The 17,096-nt window shown below is 47.6% G+C and carries 12 protein-coding genes; all 12 read right to left on the bottom strand.

Annotated elements, in window-relative coordinates:
- Positions 1 to 81 precede the first annotated feature (81 nt).
- Positions 82 to 2,439 (bottom strand): response regulator, encoded by a 2,358-nt coding sequence (locus H6F56_RS24785; RefSeq protein ID WP_190674449.1) that lies wholly within the window; start codon positions 2,437 to 2,439, stop codon positions 82 to 84.
- Positions 2,432 to 4,615: an ATP-binding protein gene (locus H6F56_RS24780; RefSeq protein ID WP_190674445.1), complete on the bottom strand. Its 2,184-nt coding sequence runs from the start codon at positions 4,613 to 4,615 to the stop codon at positions 2,432 to 2,434. The genes H6F56_RS24785 and H6F56_RS24780 overlap by 8 nt, the downstream gene beginning before the upstream one ends.
- 73 nt (positions 4,616 to 4,688) lie before the next feature.
- A complete protein-coding gene (locus H6F56_RS24775; protein ID WP_190674441.1) occupies positions 4,689 to 5,696 on the bottom strand; it encodes an ATP-binding SpoIIE family protein phosphatase in 1,008 nt (335 codons plus the stop codon).
- A gap of 7 nt (positions 5,697 to 5,703) precedes the next feature.
- Positions 5,704 to 6,084: an anti-sigma regulatory factor gene (locus tag H6F56_RS24770; RefSeq protein ID WP_190674437.1), complete on the bottom strand. Its 381-nt coding sequence runs from the start codon at positions 6,082 to 6,084 to the stop codon at positions 5,704 to 5,706.
- Between the two features lie 4 nt (positions 6,085 to 6,088).
- Entirely contained in the window at positions 6,089 to 6,484 is a 396-nt protein-coding gene (locus tag H6F56_RS24765) for an STAS domain-containing protein (RefSeq protein ID WP_190674434.1), read from the bottom strand.
- An 8-nt stretch (positions 6,485 to 6,492) separates the two neighbouring features.
- Entirely contained in the window at positions 6,493 to 7,359 is an 867-nt protein-coding gene (locus H6F56_RS24760) for an STAS domain-containing protein (protein WP_190674431.1), read from the bottom strand.
- Positions 7,360 to 7,697: 338 nt separating this feature from the next.
- The gene (locus tag H6F56_RS24755; protein ID WP_190674428.1) at positions 7,698 to 9,068 is read right to left on the bottom strand and encodes an S-layer homology domain-containing protein; all 1,371 of its coding nucleotides are present in this window, start codon (positions 9,066 to 9,068) and stop codon (positions 7,698 to 7,700) included.
- Between the two features lie 145 nt (positions 9,069 to 9,213).
- Positions 9,214 to 9,579: a hypothetical protein gene (locus H6F56_RS24750; protein ID WP_190674425.1), complete on the bottom strand. Its 366-nt coding sequence runs from the start codon at positions 9,577 to 9,579 to the stop codon at positions 9,214 to 9,216.
- Between the two features lie 536 nt (positions 9,580 to 10,115).
- On the bottom strand, positions 10,116 to 11,450 hold the full coding sequence (locus H6F56_RS24745) for a hypothetical protein (RefSeq protein ID WP_190674422.1): 1,335 nt from the start codon (positions 11,448 to 11,450) through the stop codon (positions 10,116 to 10,118).
- Positions 11,451 to 11,620: 170 nt separating this feature from the next.
- Positions 11,621 to 12,259, bottom strand: coding sequence for a histidine phosphatase family protein (locus H6F56_RS24740; protein WP_190674420.1), 639 nt, complete (start codon positions 12,257 to 12,259; stop codon positions 11,621 to 11,623).
- Positions 12,260 to 12,552: 293 nt separating this feature from the next.
- Positions 12,553 to 14,235, bottom strand: a complete 1,683-nt coding sequence (locus H6F56_RS24735) for an ABC1 kinase family protein (protein ID WP_190674417.1) — start codon at positions 14,233 to 14,235, stop codon at positions 12,553 to 12,555.
- 293 nt (positions 14,236 to 14,528) lie between these two features.
- The gene (locus tag H6F56_RS24730) at positions 14,529 to 16,577 is read right to left on the bottom strand and encodes an ATP-binding protein (RefSeq protein WP_206753426.1); all 2,049 of its coding nucleotides are present in this window, start codon (positions 16,575 to 16,577) and stop codon (positions 14,529 to 14,531) included.
- Positions 16,578 to 17,096: the final 519 nt, after the last annotated feature.

The raw sequence follows: 17,096 nt of genomic DNA, 5'->3' as shown, positions 1-17,096 counted from the left end.
ATCTCTAGCAATCCTATATACGTTTTAATAGAGATTGAGAAATTTCTTCGCTCTCATCAACTTAGATAATTTTCTCGCCATTTAAGGCTTAGGAATGCCGGTTCGTCCAGCAAGACTCGCCACGACAGTCGCTAATTCTGCCGGCTCCACAGGTTTAGGGATGTGCATTTGAAATCCGGCAGCAATTGCTCGCATCCTATCCTCAGCCCTAGCGTATGCGGTTAGGGCAACAGCAGGAATCTTGCCCCCTTGGTCTGGAGAGAGTGCCCGTACTTTACGGATAAAAGTGTAGCCATCCTCTTCTGGCATCCCAATATCGCTTAATAGAACATCTGGTTTAAGAAATTTGATGGCCTCAATTGCTGAATCAGACGATGCAACGGCACGCACAGAAGCTCCACACTGTTCCAAAACCGTAGTGAGAAACACACGTGAATCAGCTTCATCGTCCACGACGAGTAGTTGTAAACCTTCTAGCGAAGGTAAATTATCAAATGGAACTTTCTTTCCAGCCCTTGAGGGAATCCCTTCTACTTCCCTCGTCTCGATGAGGACCGGCATAAGCGGAAGCGTTACGATAAATGCTGCTCCCTGTCCCTCCCCTTGACTGTCTGCACGAACGGTTCCGCCGTGCAATTCTACCAAGTGGCGGACAATCGCTAGACCCAGACCAAGCCCGCTGTATGTTCGGGTAATCGAGCTATCCGCTTGCCGAAAGCGGTCGAAAACATAGGGCACAAAGTCGGGACTGATGCCAACGCCGGTATCAATGACAGTTATTTCAACATGGGAGTTAATTCGTTCGAGGCGAACCTGGACGCTTCCTCCTTTAGGTGTGAACTTAATCGCATTGGATAACAAATTCCAAATGATCTGCTGCAAGCGGTTTGAGTCACCGGCAACCGGCCCTGCCGCCGGATCGAGTATGCTTTGGAGTCGAATGCCCTTAGCATCAGCCGCTGGGCGGACGGTATCAAGAGCTGCCTCAACAACTAAAGCAAGCTCAACTGAGCGGACATTAAGGGACAACTTACCCTGAATAATGCGGGAAACATCCAGCAAATCCTCCACAAGCTGAGCTTGTGATCTAGCGCTGCGTTCAATCGTCTCCATCGCCCGCGCAGTCGTCGCCTCGTCAAATTTGCGGGTATTCAGTAATCGAAGCCACCCCAGCATTGCGTTGAGAGGTGATCGCAGTTCATGAGACAGTGTCGCCAAAAACTCATCCTTCATCCGGTTTGCTGACTCCGCTGCAGCCCGTGCCTCCTGTTCCGAAACCAGTAGTTGGTTGCGCTCATCTTCAGCTTGCTTACGCTCAGTGAAGTCGCGCATGATTTTAGAAAAGCCTCGTAGTTGCCCAATCTCATCTTGTAAGGGCGTTACGATACCACTTGCCCAGAAACGGGTGCCGTCCTTACGCAAGTGCCAGCGTTCATTCTCAGATCGACCTTCTATTACTGCTATTTCCAATTCTTGCTTATCGGCCTTGCACTCTAGGTCTTCAGGTGTATAGATAATTGAGGCAGATTGACCCAACATTTCGGCTTCCTGATACCCTAAAATGCGCTCTGCCCCAAGACTCCAACGAATAACAAGCCCCTTTGTGTCGAGGAAGAAAATAGCGTAGTCTTTCACATTCTCTAACAATAGGCGGAACCGCTCTTCACTGGCCCGCAGCGCTTCTGATGCCCATTTACGCTCTGTAATGTCGGCTACGATATAAACTGCACCTGTGAAAATTCCACCCTCATTGAACACGGGATCTGTCGTTACAGAAAACCATCGTTCCCCACACTTTAACTCCTCGTTCTCCCGGCTACGGGTCTCCTGAACACGCGTTAAGGGAGCAACCTCAACGCAGCCCAGGATCTCTTGCATTAGCTCTTGATAAAAGCAACCCTCGATCTTGCCGAACGGTTTTTTTAGAAGATTTGTCATGGCGCTGTTACAGCGCAAAATTCTGCCCAAGCGATCAAGTAAACACACACCATCGCTCATGGCATTGAAGGTCGTTTGCCACTCCTTCGCCAAAGCGAGTGCCGACTCTTCAGCCTCTCGGATACGGAGCAGAGCTTTTATCGTTGCGAGTAACTCGATTGGCTCCACCGGCTGGGCTAGATAGCCATCTGCACCTGTGTCTAACCCTAGTGCCTTGTCTTTACTCTCGACAAAACTAGCAGACAGATGCAGTACGGGAATCGATGAAGTGGCAGGATTTGCCTTGAGCCGGTGGCAAACCTCAAATCCATTAATCCCTGGCAGCTGCACGTCAAGGATAATTAAGTCGGGCGGCTGGTGCGCGACCGATTCCAGAGCTATTTCGCCGGTGGCAGCCTCTTGAACCTCAAACCCCGCTTTCCGAAGCATCCGATTAACGACATAGCGGTTGGTCTCGTTGTCGTCTACGTGCAAGATCGTGACAAAGTTACTATCAGACATAATCTTGCACTCCAGTTTGCAGCACCAGTCCAGCTAAAAGAAGAGCTTCTCGCACATGAGAGGTCGCGACTTCACGTGATGGGTTTTCTTTTGAGAGAATTGCTACTGTGTTTTCAACAAGTATCGAGCGCTCCTCTGGTTCAAGAACCTTTGAAGTATGAATAATGACCGGAATATTTTGAGTTGCTGGATCGGCTTTTAGCTGTTCCAAAACCTCAAACCCGCTCATACCTGGCATTACTAAGTCGAGAAAAATGCAAGAAGGATTTTCTTGGCCGGCATAACGGATGCCTTCGTCTCCTGAATTTGCCTCAATTATCTTAAAATTAAAGCAATTTTTCTCAGTAGCAGTCCCCGTACAATCGGCTAAATATTGCTTGAGTAGATAGCGGCATACTGGGTCATCATCAACAATCAAAACTTTTTGCAAATGCTCTCGCTTAATTAAAGTATTGAGTTTTTCGAGAAGCGATAATCGTTCCACTGGTTTAACAAAGAAGGCATCAGCACCTAAGGCGCGAGCTTTTTTCTCGTTGTCAATAACAGTGATGACGACAATCGGGATCTCTCGTGTCGAAGCGTTTTCTTTCATCTCAGAAAGGAGATCCCAAGTATTTTGATCTTCCAGCAAGACGTCTAATAGCACAGCTCGTGGCTTAAACTTTTGAAAAGCTTGTTTTACTTGCTTGAGCGATCTCGCTGGAATCATCTGATAAATCGACTCCGCAAAATATTTCTCGTAGATGAAGATCGTCTCTGGGTTATCTTCTATAACTAATAGCGGATAGCGAGTCGTATCTAACTGTAAAGGAGCATCGGTTTCATCTGCCTCATCTATATCACTTCTGTAAACAACTGGTATGGTGGCAAAAAACGTGGAACCCATTCCTTGTAAACTTTTGATCGAGACACTGCCTCCCAGCAATTCGGCTAACTTGCGCGAAAGCGGCAGTCCTAAACCTGTTCCTTTAACCTGTTTTTGAAGGTGAGAATTTACCTGAATAAATTCCTCGAAGATGCGATCAGTATCTTCAGGTGCAATCCCGATACCTGTATCAGACACAGAGAAGACAACCGTGTTGCTATCCAGTTCAGCTCTGATGCGAACTTCACCTCTTTCGGTATATTTCAAGGCATTAGAAATAAAATTTCTTAGAATTTGGGCAACCTTGCCCTCATCGGTGCGGAGCGTGGGAAAGCCAATGGGTTCTTCAAAAACCAGAGAAATTGAGGAATTATCACTCAAAAGTGGGCGCAGCATTCCTCTGAGAGCAGCGAATAGATCGCTAACTTCAAACTCATTTGGATGAACCACAATTTTTCCCGCCTCGACCTTTGCCAAATCTAAAAGGTCGTTCACTAACTCCGAGAGACCTTCAGCTGATTGACGGATAAATGTTACTTGCTTTTCTTGATCGGGGGTCAATTCACCATCCATCCGATCTAGCAGCATTCTGGAGAGGGACATAATCGAGTTGAGCGGCGTGCGAAACTCATGGCTCATATTCGAGAGGAAGCGAGTTTTGAGTTCATTGGCTCGCTGCAGGGAAACTGCTTTTTCGTCTAACTCGGCATATAATGCCACAACACCGCGATTGGTATCTTCTAGCTCGCGATTGACCTGGGCCAACTCGGCTTGACGCTTTTCGAGTTCCGCTAGCGTGCGAAGCAGTTCTTGGTTCTGCTGCTGAATTTCCTCAAATGGACTTTGAGGCGATTTCATGACTAACTCATCAAGAATCTGCCCCAAGCGTGTTGCCGTCAAGATGGGTGCCGGCTTCGACAAGGTTTTTCCTATCAACACTTCTGTTCCTTGCCCTAGCTTGGAAGTGATCTGAAAGCGATCCATCAGCCGCTTGGTGCCAATGATGCCTAAGCCCACGCCGGTTTCTGATTTATACTGCCCATCCAGAATAGTCTTCAGATTGGCGATGCCCGGCCCTTGGTCACGAATGCAGATCAGCAAACTCTGAGGCAATTCGCCTTCCACCCGAAATTCAACTTTTCCCCCGCCGGCATATTGGAAGGCATTGCGGGCAATTTCAGATACAGCAGTGGCAATGCGCGTCTGATCCTGAGACTCAAACCCCAAAGCTTGAGCAATCTGCCGTGCCCGCTGACGGATCGTAAAAACATCTTGCTCGTAGCGTACTTCTACAGTGAGGAGATTGGTCATAGGTCAATTGCTAATAGAAGGATTGCTAATGGCTAATTGTTCCTTAGCCCTTACTGCTGTACTTCTTTGCCCTTCAGCTTTCTTCGCGAACAACCAGCACAGTTACGTCATCGCGACCTCGGGAGAAATCTCGGTACAAGACGCCAGCGATCAGGCTGGGATGTCTGGTTATAAGACCAGGATAGCGATCCAAACGCCACTGCGTACTCAGCCCATCGGAATGCATCACCAGAAGCCCTCCTTTAGGCCACTGATAGACAAATTCCTGAATCTTACGCACCTCATGCCCCACAGTACCGTTGTGAGAAACCATGCTGTAGCTTCCTTCGGGAGAAAAAACGCAGCCAGAGATATTTCCAACGCCGGCAAAACGAACAACTTGTCGTTCAAAATCCACTTCGGCGATCGCTAAAGCAGCTCCACGAGTGCTCCGCAAAGCCGCGTGAGCCGCTTCAATAATCTCTTTGGGACTTTTGCGGACATTGTCTCGAAATATTTGAACGGCTTCTAAGGATGCCTGGGCGGCTAGAGGGCCATGACCCAGACCATCTACGACTAATAGCAAACTACGACCGGCCTGTTGGTCGGTTACCCACCCATCACCCGGCACCTCCTCCCCGGCCATCGGTAGGCAGACGACACCAATCTCTAGATTGTTGTTCGATTGCTTTACCGGCATGGGGCTAGCCCAGAGGTGGCTTAATAAAGCTGTCCCCACCTTGGGAGCAGACTGAATATCAAAAAAAGCAGAAAGCCGGCTAACCGCCCCCAAACCATTTCCAGGAGTCCCTCCTGTAGAAAACCCGTCGCGCAGACAATCCTGGATATTGTTGATTCCCGGCCCTTTGTCTAAGGCTAGGATTTCCATCCCCGCTATGTCGTTTTTAGTTACAGCCTGTAGCAGCAGCAAACCGTCTTTCGCGTGCCGAACTAGGTTATTTGCGACCTCAGTTACGACAATACCAACCTGCGCCCGCTGAGTTTCATGGAAGCCGAGACGCGTGGCAATTGCCATCGCTATCCGTCGCGCTTCACCAACCTGACTAGACTCTAAGATGGGCAAGGCAACGGGAGCGTTCATAATTAACTTACTTCCACTTTGTAATCGTGATTTTTGTGCCTTCTCCGACACGGGAAACGATATTGAATTCGTTTACCAGTCGCTTTGACCCACTTAAGCCCATACCCAGTCCGCCGCCGGTTGTGAAGCCATCTTTTAGTGCCAGCTCAATATCCGGAATTCCTGGCCCACTGTCTTCAAAAGTCAGTCGCAGAACCCGACGGATTCCCTCCTGTAGGGCTTCAAGTTTTACAGTCCCGCCCCCGCCATAGTCTAACGTGTTGCGTGCCAGCTCACTTGCCGCCGTCACCATCTTCGTCTGATCTATCAAGCTAAAACCTAGTTCTACAGCAAACTGACGCACGGCTTGCCGTACTAGCACTACGTCTGCGGAGGACTGGATGCTCATCGTTTCAGACCTCTGCACGACCATCTATGCTCCCCCCAGGAGAAGCCTCCAACGATTTACGCAGGAGCGTCATTCCCTTTTCAACGTTTAAGGCTGTGCGAATGCCGGTTAAGGAGAGTCCCAACTCTACCAAAGTGATGGCGACTGCCGGCTGCATTCCAACAACGACCGTTTCAGCATCAAGTACACGCGACATTTTGGCAATGTTTCCCAGTATCCGTCCAATAAAAGAATCAACGATCTCCAGTGCTGAAATATCTATCAGCACACCCCGGGCGCTTGTTCGGTTAATGCGGTTGGTCAGGTCGTCTTGCAAAGCCATCGCTAGGCGATCATGCATATCGACTTGAATCGTCACCAGAAGGAAGTCGCCCATCTGGAGTATAGGGATACGTTCCATAAAACTCCTTAATTGCGTGTTTGCGGGCGAGAGATCGTGGCTCCAGTTCGCTTGAGGGCTAGAAGAAAGGCATCGGCTAGGGACGCCTTGGTAATCACATCAGCGAGATCTACGCCCAAGTAGACAATCGTTTGAGCAATCTGAGGACGAATTCCGCTCAGGATGCAATCAGCGCCCATCAGACGAGCCGCAGTCACTGTCTTGAGTAAGTGCTGAGCCGTCAGAGTATCAACGGTTGGCACTCCCGTAATATCGATGATGGCGACTTCCGATCCCGTCTCTACAATCTTCTGCAACAGTGACTCCATCATCACTTGGGTGCGGGCGCTATCGAGGGTGCCAATGATGGGTAGAGCTAAAATGCCGTCCCACAGCTTTACAACCGGCGTTGACAGTTCCATCAGTTCCTCTTGCTGGCGCAGGATCACTTCTTCTCGGGCTTTTTGATAGCTCTCTGTTGTCCAGAGGCCAAGCTTGTCCAGGAGCGTACTAACCAACCAAATTTCTTCGAGAAGGCTTTCGCTATCCTGTGCAAGTTGTGAGCGCAACCGGGTGAACAAAGGTTGCTTCAAAGAAAAAACAAAGACTGCGGTTTCTGATGGCGTGAAGCCTTTCTGGCTGCGTGAGCGCGAAATTGACCCAAGCATCTCGCGCACGCTACGCCACTCCGGTGCTTGAATGTCGGTTAAGTTCCCCTCGTGAGCTGCAACTGCTAACAGCTCAAGAAATTCCCGGCACTCTTCCCGCAGTTCTGTCTCCCTAATTAGGTCTTTACGGATACCTACAGATACTTGCTCAGAGAGCCAATCTGCCAACAGTTGGCTTTGATCAGTTTTAATAATCTCTGAGATTTTACTTTGGCCGCTCAAGTTCATATAACGGACCCTTCTCTCTAGCCCGAATTTAGCTACTTATGGTACGAGTCATCTATTTAGGCTTTTCGGTTCACTAGCTCAGTGGAGTCGTTGAACAGCTTTCGTTAGTAGAAATTCTCTGATGCAGTTTTTGAGCATCTAAAAATTTATGTAGACGAACTAGGCGGTTTGAGGTAGTGCCTTAAAGGCTGATTGACCCACATTATTATAAGGATAAGGGGAACACAATAAGTATGTGTCCCACTAACCTTTAGATTTACATAACCCCAGATGTAGTTTGCCTTAAAATCCGCAACCTGGGCCAAAAGTATATCCTGCTTTTGGCGGCTATAGCTCGTTTAGTTGCTCTGACGCTTGGCTTGCAGCAGATCTTTTGCAGAGAGTCCTTCACCCTGAAAGCCAAAATACCAAAGCGCTGCACCGGCTTCTGCACGAGTCACCGGCTTGCTGGGTTGCAACAGCGTTGTATAACCAAAAGACCGACGAATATTTGACAGTTCTCCATTTTGGAAATCTGCCTGTACCGCACGCAAGGCTTTAGGATCGATTTTTGCCGCATCTTGGAAACCCCAAGTTTGCTGCACTGCTTCAGTCGAGGCGGTTGGTAAAGACCGACGCGTATCTAATGGTACTTTCCAAAGCAACAGTTGCTCCCGCGTCAGTGGGGCATCGGGGCGAAACGAGACATCTGTCCCGTCTCCAGAAAGTGAGCTAGGAATAATGCCGGCTTCGGCGAGTCCTTGAATGACGGCAAAATCGGGATCTTTGCGGGAGACATCTGAGAAAGCCGGTTCAGCAGTTTCTAATCCCAAACGAATTTTTCTCGCCGCTTGGTTGCTATGAATTTGATTGTTTGCCGCAACCAGCCAACGGGCGTATTCCCGGCGAGTGATGATTTTATTTGGCTCAAACTTGTCACCGGCAGCCGATTCTTTTGTTTTAACTGCGGCATTTTCAGGCGTCAGTACCCCTAGCGCTGCCAAATCTTCAACAGACTGGCGCAATTCTGCCGGCGCTTTATTCAAGTCTGTAAAGCTTCCGGACTTAGTCGGTTTGGTTGGCGTTGGGCTGGGTGAAGTGGTTGTTGAACTGGGAGATCCGCCGACAGAAGTGGTTGTTGAACTAGGAGATCCGCCGACCATAGCATTGGGTGATTTGTCCGGTTTTACCTGGGCTGTATCACCTGCATCACGCCGGTATTTAATCACCAAATTCGCGCCATCGGTTAATTTTTGCCCTGCCGGCTCCACAAACACTTTTACCTGTAAATTATCCAGGGAGGTTTCAAATGAGCCTTTGCGGTCGTCTGCCGGTTGGCTGACCAACTGCCATTTGTTTTCTTGAAACTGCTTGCGGTAAAAGTTCTGGACTAAGGTACTTGAGTCGGAAGTCGTCCAGCGCGTCACCTGCCCTTGTTCATCTGGGTTGCCGGCGGCATCAAGCAGCGGCTTGGCTTCCTGTAGTTTCGCGTCTGGATATAAGGGAATTTCACTCGGAAAATCAGCCGGCAGCTCAGCAGCAGCCTCATCTGGCCGGCTACTTTGAGCTGGTGGGGGGGTAAAGGTAGCAGGATTTTCTTGGAGTCGGGGATCTGCCGCTAAAGATTGCTCTAGCGCCTTGCCGGTGGGGCTATTGGCACAAGACGTCACAGAGATCAGCAAGCAAGCAGCTAAGCCAACAAATGCAGCAGAACGTCGATAAGGCAGCACAGCAAATGAGAAAGTTAGTATCTTTCCCTAGAGTAACGTACATTGAAGCAATCCCATTGGGTCTAATGGATAGCCCCAAAAGTTCTGAAAGCTTTTTAGAGCACTCGGTACTCTTGCAACCGCCCCACTGGACACTCTAGATCGGCTACTTCACCGGCCATTGCACCCCCACTCCGTCCGGACGATCAGCAGGACTAGACTGTATTGGAGCGCAAGGCTCGAGACACAGCGGCTCAACAAGGCTCGGTTCGTTATTAATGTTTAAGTTGCCTAGCCGGCTTTCTGGCGACTGTAGCTGTTGATTTGCTTCCTCAATAGCAATTTGCAGAGGTGCAGGATCAACTGCCGGCTCAATTGGTTTCAGCAGTTCTGCCTGACTGACGCCTTGGGTGTTGCTTGGGTTGGGATTGTCTTGAAGGGCGATGTAAAGCTTTTCTTCCTTAGCAAGTGCATTCGTGCTGATAAAAACAACACCACTCAAAGACAGAAGGATAGTTAAAAGTCGTTTCATATTAGTGCTCCCTTTGCATACCGATCCGTTATTGGACGGGCGCTGGAGTGGGGAAAGATTTCTTATGAGGCTGATTTAAAGCCTAGATAAATGCCACACAACCACTGCGTTATCTTTGCGCCCATTTTCTAATGCCGGCGCAAATCCCTTTCTCCGGCTGCCCTCTTCTTATTATTTAAGCATTGAATTTGAGAAAAGCGAGATTCTCCTATACAAAATCTGTCTCAAGTTATAACGTTTAATTAAGTTATCTGTAAAAATGCTGAATTACTTCTATGCAAGTAATTTTTCATCCTTTAGATTAGGGTGGGATGAGGGGCAAGTCGAAAGCGAATTAAACATTAAACATTAAACGCCCCTACATTTTCTTCACTTCCCCGCCCCTCGTCCGATTTTTGTCTACGGCGGTCTAATCTAACCGCAGAAGTCTCTCAGGATATAGACCAGAACCCTTGCGCTTGGCTGCCGACAACACGAGTCACAGGGCTGTTGTGCCGGCAATCCCATCTAAGCTTTTTCGCCTACTCCAGGGCTGTTTAAGACCGCTGAAAACCTTTTGCAGTCTTCTTGTTTCCTTTGGATTTGGATTGAGATTTACTGACCTCTGTAATCGCTTCTTGAAACAGATCGTGCAGATGCACCGGCACACTGGCAATTTCTGGAAGTTCTGGCTCTAAAGGCTTATTAAATTCCTTCATCAGGGCGTCTAAATCCTGCTTAAGAGTGAAGTCAGGACGCCCTAAAACGCCTTGCAAGAGCTTTTCCATCCCAGTTGGATACTGCTGAGCCAGCCGCCGCCAGATAAAAACATTAATCGCCGGATCTTCCAGATATTTGCGAACCAGCTTTTCTGCGCCTTCCACTGTCTGCCAGTCTTCAGCTTCCAGTAAAGTTTTAAACCGACTGTAGGTTGGCAGAAACATCTGACCCCAACGTGGATGAGCAAGTACCGTCACCTGTTCGGCTTTCTTCAACTCTGCCGGCAGCTCAATCTTCGGTGTCACCATTTTGCCGGCTTGTTGCGGATCAAACATTTGATCAATCGATTTTGAATCAGCGCCGGCAGAAGCTGCGGCAGCTTTAATTTCTTCTTCGTCAACTCCTGCTTCTTGAGCAAGTTCAGAAAGCGATTTAGATTCATCAATGCCGGCTGCCGTCAGCCTTTTTTTTGTCATCACTTCCTGAAACTCAGTAATCTTCTTGCTCAACTGATATCCCGGCATCGTCACTTCCTCACTGCCGAAAAACTCAAGAAAATTTTCGTGATATTGCTCCACCGACTGCCACGCCTGCTCCAGCAATTCTGGCGCGTCGCTGTACAAATGTTTCCTGTATTTGTCCTTAAAATTCCCAATCGCCACAGCCAGTTTGGGTTTGCCTAAACTCCCCATTTGTGTACAAGGGCCAGAAAACATCCAGTAAGTCTCCGTTACCGGCGCAATTCGCGTAAGTAAAATTTCTCCCTGCTTAAAGGATGCCATTTCTTCTCGCGCTCGCTCATTATTAGGCTTGACCGTATAGTTTTTTGCGGTCAACCAGTTCATCAGTTCAAAGCCTTCCGGTAAATTTTGGCTAACCGCAAATAAACTGGTGAAGCTGCGCTGCCAACCTCTCACTAAATTGCGCTCACTCTCTGATAATTCGGGCCGGCTTTCTAGAAATAAATCCATCGGCGTTTTCTCGCCAACTTTTCCTTCGATGAGAAAGGTATCAATCACCAAATCTCTTTCAGCCCTGTCAAATTGTTCTCCTCGATGGGGCTGCGTGGCAACATACGCCTCTAGGGCAACTGCCAAATCTCCCTCTGCCTCAAACACAAACTCAATTAAATCTTCCTTGAGTTCTGCGGCTCTTTCTAGTCTGGCATCCACAAGCAAATCTCCACGGTGAATAGTTCTACACAAAAGGTTACTGGCAAGCTCTGAAGCTTGCCAGTTTAAGACTGTTGTTTTCCTGACAATATCGGCTGAGTGTTTTCGTTAAATTTCGCACCTCTCTTGCACTGAGATAAGATGCCAAAACTCCGAAGCAAAATGTCAGTTTATGTCCCCGGTAATGTCCGCAAGCGCTCACTGAGATGCGTGCGATCTGCCAAGTTCTGAAGTAATGGGCCATTAGAGCCAAATTCAACAATGCTAACCGATCCGACTGGACATCCCAAGCGAAAGCGGAAGCGTCCTACATCAATTCCTAGCAGGCTGCACAGTATAATTCGGATGGTTGCCTTGTGGGCGACAATCAAAACGTTGCCGGTGTTGTAGTGCTGCTTGATTTCTTCAATGACGTGCAAAGCGCGAGTCGCGATCGCAACCGCTAATTCTCCCTCAGTCGGGGGATACCAGGCGGGATCGGCTGTCCAGCGGATGTAGTCATCGTGATACTCGCGGCTGACTGTTTCTACTGTTTGAGCTTCCCATTTGCCATAGTTGATTTCCTTCAGCCCCTCCCGCAGTTGCATTTCCACGCCCACTGCATCGCACAGAGGTTGCGCCGTTGCCCTCGTTCGCTGCATCGGACTGGAAAAAATAGCACTCCAGGGTGTGGAACGGTAGGCAGCCGCAAAAGCTTGTGCCATTTCCAGCCCTTCTGGGGTTAATTCTGGGTCGATGGAACCGCAAAAGACATTTTCTCGACTGCGGGCTGTCTGCCCGTGGCGGAGGAAATAAAGCGTTAGACTCAAAGTGTTTTTTCTCCGACAGGTCTACATTGAGATTTTAGGAGAAATAAGGGAAGATATCCGCGTGTGGTGATTTTTCACTAATTATTTCTATATCATTGAAAAAATATTTGCCTTCTTCAAAACCATTTTTTTAGAAAAAGCGAAATTGATTGTTGCAAGCTCGGATATTTTTAAATGGATTATTTGGCAATTTTAATAATTATGAAAGCATTAAATAGAATTAAGATGATTTAAATAAATTTATTAGATTTATCCAGTAAAAGCCGACAACTATTGCCTTACAAAGAAATACTTTATTTTTCAGCTAGTTTATCGAGTTTTTCTTTAATTCCTAAAACAATTAAAGAGTGCAACAACACCATAAATACAATTCCCGATACGCTGAAAGCCGCGACTGCCCAAACCTTAAAATTCCCTACCAGCATCACCGCGCCGGCTATAAAGATAAATCCCGTAAAACACGCATAAATTAAGCTTTTAAGCGCTAGATGAATGCGCTTGAGGGCGCGATCACTCTCTAGAGAACGCACCCGCACTTGTAACTCACCGTCTTCAATTCGTTTTTCTAACCGGGCGATTAAAATTTCAGCGCCACTTGGCTGATTCAGCTTATATTTAATAAAATCTCGTGCTTGTCTGGCAAGTTCTCCGATTGTATTGCCTTGTCCCTTAGAGGCAGTAATACTTTTCACAAAAGGCTGAACGGCTGTCATTAAATTGTACTCAGGATCAAGCGTCCTAGCAATACCGTCAAGCGTTGTTAATGCCTTTAAAATGAATGTCATCTGCGCCGGCAAGCGAAATGGCTGCTGCTCAAACATTACATACAATTCACCTTTAATTTCATTAAATGCCTGTACATCTATAGGTTTTTCAGTGAATTTATCTAAAAGAAATGTAATGAGCCGGCGCACTGGCGTCATATCTGGCACCGGCTCAATTAAACCCATTTTAACTAATGTCTCAAGAACCTCATCGGTATCTTTCCTCAAAACAGCAAAAAAGTTTTTAATCATCTGGTCTTTTGCCAGAGCGTGTACCTCCCCCATCATCCCGAAATCATAGAAAATCAAGCTTCCATCCTGGCTTACCGCCAGATTTCCCGGATGGGGATCAGCCTGAAAAAAACCATCCTGCAATAACTGTTTTAAATAACAACAAATTCCGAGTTGATTAAGTTTTTTAACGTTAATATTACACGCTTGCAATGTTTGACGATCATCTATCTTGATTCCTGGTAAATATTCCAGTGTCAGCACTTTATTGGTCGTGTATTTCCAATAAACTTTCGGCACAATAATATCTCGATAACCATTGAAATTTTGGCGAAAGCGATCCGCATTTTTTCCCTCTTGTAAATAATCAATTTCTTGATATAAAATCGTAAAAAATTCTTTATAAATTGCATCTAAGTCGTACTTTTTTGTCCACGAAAAATAACGCTGCGAAAGGCGCATGACTTTACGCATGGCTATCACATCCACATCAAATAACTGCTGCAAGCCTGGGCGCTGCACTTTGACAACGACTTCTTCTCCTGTGTGCAGCCGTGCCCTGTGTACCTGTCCCAGACTGGCAGCCGCAAGGGGGATTTTGTCAAAATCCCGATACAAAGCAAAGATAGAATTGCCGAGTTCTGCTTCAACCAGCGCGGCTGCTTGTTCCCCACTAAACGGCGGAACCTGATCTTGCAGCTGGGATAAAGCTTCTACATACTCTATGGGGAGCAGATCGGCGCGGGTAGAGAGCGTCTGCCCAATTTTAATAAAAGTCGGCCCTAAATTTAGCAGCGTCTTGACTAACCACTGAGCGCGTTGCTTTTTCCGCCTTGAAGATTTGTGATTAAAATTGGCATCCCACCACAGATAAAAGATAAACTTGCTGGCAGCCCCAAAAACATCGATTTGACGGGCTATGGGAGAATATCGAGGCCGTTGCCAGCGTAGTGGCTTGGGTGGTGTGATCTTTTGAAGCATTATTACTTATTTGTAGATCCCTTATCATCTTTTGCAAAATAGTTGCCTAGATTTTGCAGGGCGAAATTTGCCGGCAGGAAGTGTTTAAGGCAACATTTAAAAGCTACCCATCTAAACTGCTATTATATAAGCCCTCAGGCATCTATGAATGCTGTTGCCGACTTGAAATCCCCCATTGTCCGGACTACAAGGAAAAGTTTCTCACCCATCGGGCAATAAATAATAGAGTGAGCAATGCCAAACCTACCAACAATCCATATAAAGCACGATTGAATACCGTGTTTGAGCTGGATCTAGATTTTGGTGCTGTCAAAAACCTGGGGAAGGGTGAGGGTAAAGCAAGTTTCCCAAGCAGAGGCAGCGTCTAAAGCATTGCTAGACACATTAATGGTGGCATTTAAATGCTGCACTAAACACTTGACCAAAGCCAGCCCTAAGCCGGTGCCGGCAATTGCCTGTTGAGTCACTCCTTGGCCGCGCCGAAACTTATCAAAAATATGCGGCAACTCTTCGGGAGAAATTCCTTGGCCGGTGTTGGACACACTCAGGACAAATTCATGATTGCTTTGATTAACTTGCTGATGGGCACGCAAGACAACAGCGCTTCCCGGTTCAGCATACTTGCCGGCATTGGTTAAAAGTTCTTCAAGAATCCGGTTCAAACTATCTTTATCAGTCTGGATTTTCAATGCTTGCTTGGGTAAATCTAACACTAGCGTTAATTTCTTGGCAGCCCATTTCTCTTCAAAAGGCTGGCCGATATCGCTGATTAATTGCTTCAAATCTACCTTTTGCAGCTGTAGGTCAGCTTGATTGGATTCAAACTTCTGTAGGGTCAGCAAGTCGTTGATCAGATTCGTTTCTTGGTTACATTGCTGCTCCAAAATATCTAGATATCTGTCCCGCCGGTCTTCAGACAGCCCTGGTTGGCGTAACATTCGGATGGCTAATGTCATACTCGTCAGTGGCGTCCGCAGCTCATGACTCATTGTTGCCAAAAATTCATCCTTGAGCTGATTTAACCGGCGCAGCTGGTCAATTTGCTGGCGCGTTTTTTCATACAATTTGCCTTGAACTTCCAAGCTGCTTTGCAGTTGAGCAGTGCGCTCTTCAACAAGGGCTTGGACGTGCTGCATTGTCTGGGTTTGGATAATGGCGGTACTCACTTGAGCGCTCACTAATTCTACGAGTTCTAATTCATCTGTGGCCCAAGGGCGGGGTGAAGAGTGCTGTAAGGCTAAAAACCCTAAGATAGTGCCGGCTGAGATCGAACCGCTGGGCACCCCTATCAAGGGAACTAATAGCAGCGCCGGCATTCCCTCTGGATTAAAAATCGAGGAGATCCTTGTGTCTGAATCTAAAGTCAAGACCTGGCGTTTGTCAGCGATGGCCAGGGGCTTGGGGGAGTCAGTAAAGGCTAAAGCACACAAAGCACACTCGGAGACCCAAAATGACTGATTTAACAGCGTGCTCGCCGGTTGCTGCGGTTCTGGTTCCCCGGCAGCGATCACCTCAGACGCCTCACAAACGATGGTTGCCCTAGCTTTAGGAATGCGTTTCCCCTGCGCCGGCACTGAGCGAGTCGCAAATAAGGGATCTGCATATTTCAACAGCAAAATCAGACCTTGATTGACCTGGAAGGTTTGTGCGACTCCATCAATCGCCATCTGGAGAATCTGATTCAGGTCTAAGGCATTATGAATAGCCATAGTTAACTTGTTAATCAGGTTTCGGTGTTGGGTGAAGGCCCCCACCTGCTTCTGCAAAGACCCGATTACCCCGGCTTGTAAAACTTGAGAAATGGCGATGGCCACCGGCTCTGAAATTTCTTGCAGCAACTCTTTATTTGAGTCTGTCCAACAGTAAGGCTGCGAGTGCATCACAACGATCCCTCCATTTACCTGACCTTGAAACCGTGTTTGAATTCCTAAAATCGCCTGAACTTCTAGTGCTTGCCATAAAACGGCCCTCGCACGATTGGACTCATCACTCTCAAGATTAGAAATGGCCAGAAGGTCAGAATCCTCCAGCAGCGCTTGCATGGCTGCCGGCGCAATCTGCTGAACTGACTCTGAACTCAGCACCGCTTGAGTGCTGCTAGGATATCCATATATCTGTTGGGGCAAATGGTTGTCTTGAAGTGCAACCAGGCAGCCATCTGCCTCAAACGCTTGCCCCAACGCAGTCGCAATTGCGTTTAGCAACGTTTCCGGATCAGAGATTGTCCGGATAATGTGAGCAATTTGTTGCCCTAAATCGATGGGACGGGCCGGTTGCTGCATGAGTTGCACTCGGTGTGCCTGCATAGGAAAGGTTTCACTAGGGCAATGGGCCTGTGGCATAACAGACTCTACCCTAACTGGCGCTGTCACCAAACGCTGAATACTATGCTGACACACACATCTGTTTCTGGTTGCCATTGCGCTTCCAGAAAGTGACACTTCCTGTATGAACGGGCTGTGTTCTGAAGATCCCGAACTCCCATCTTGACAAGAGCAACTTAAATGTGCAGGCGCTCCCATCTGCTCATTAAGAGTCTGCAAATCTATGTCGTTTCTTGTGAATTGATTGCACACAGTTAAGTCCTAGCTGGCATTCTCGGCACTATTGTTTAGATTCGTTACAAGAAAATTACCATCGGGTGCTAAATCTTTAGCTGGATGGTCAGCAAGATTAAGAAAACAATTAGGCAACTGGTTCCTCAACGCTGTTGGCGCAAATGAGACAGGGCGTGGTCGGTACAACTGACTCTGTCTGAATTCCAGATTACACTGCACTCACCCAGCACAGCATCCGTGATTTCGCTGCTAATAATTCAACTGATTGTTCAACACTGACGAAATCTCTAGCAAAGCGATCAC

Origin of the sequence: Microcoleus sp. FACHB-672, assembly GCF_014695725.1 — a bacterium.
Classification (GTDB): domain Bacteria; phylum Cyanobacteriota; class Cyanobacteriia; order Cyanobacteriales; family Oscillatoriaceae; genus FACHB-68.
This window is presented reverse-complemented; position numbering and strand designations above follow the sequence as displayed.

Excerpts from the sequence above, each read along its gene's own strand:
- H6F56_RS24785 (WP_190674449.1), bottom strand. The coding sequence starts at position 2,439 with ATGTCTGATAGTAACTTTGTCACGATCTTGCACGTAGACGACAACGAG.
- H6F56_RS24780 (WP_190674445.1), bottom strand. The coding sequence starts at position 4,615 with ATGACCAATCTCCTCACTGTAGAAGTACGCTACGAGCAAGATGTTTTT.
- H6F56_RS24775 (WP_190674441.1), bottom strand. The coding sequence starts at position 5,696 with ATGAACGCTCCCGTTGCCTTGCCCATCTTAGAGTCTAGTCAGGTTGGT.
- H6F56_RS24770 (WP_190674437.1), bottom strand. The coding sequence starts at position 6,084 with ATGAGCATCCAGTCCTCCGCAGACGTAGTGCTAGTACGGCAAGCCGTG.
- H6F56_RS24765 (WP_190674434.1), bottom strand. The coding sequence starts at position 6,484 with ATGGAACGTATCCCTATACTCCAGATGGGCGACTTCCTTCTGGTGACG.
- H6F56_RS24760 (WP_190674431.1), bottom strand. The coding sequence starts at position 7,359 with ATGAACTTGAGCGGCCAAAGTAAAATCTCAGAGATTATTAAAACTGAT.
- H6F56_RS24750 (WP_190674425.1), bottom strand. The coding sequence starts at position 9,579 with ATGAAACGACTTTTAACTATCCTTCTGTCTTTGAGTGGTGTTGTTTTT.
- H6F56_RS24735 (WP_190674417.1), bottom strand. The coding sequence starts at position 14,235 with ATGCTTCAAAAGATCACACCACCCAAGCCACTACGCTGGCAACGGCCT.
- H6F56_RS24730 (WP_206753426.1), bottom strand. The coding sequence starts at position 16,577 with ATGCCACAGGCCCATTGCCCTAGTGAAACCTTTCCTATGCAGGCACAC.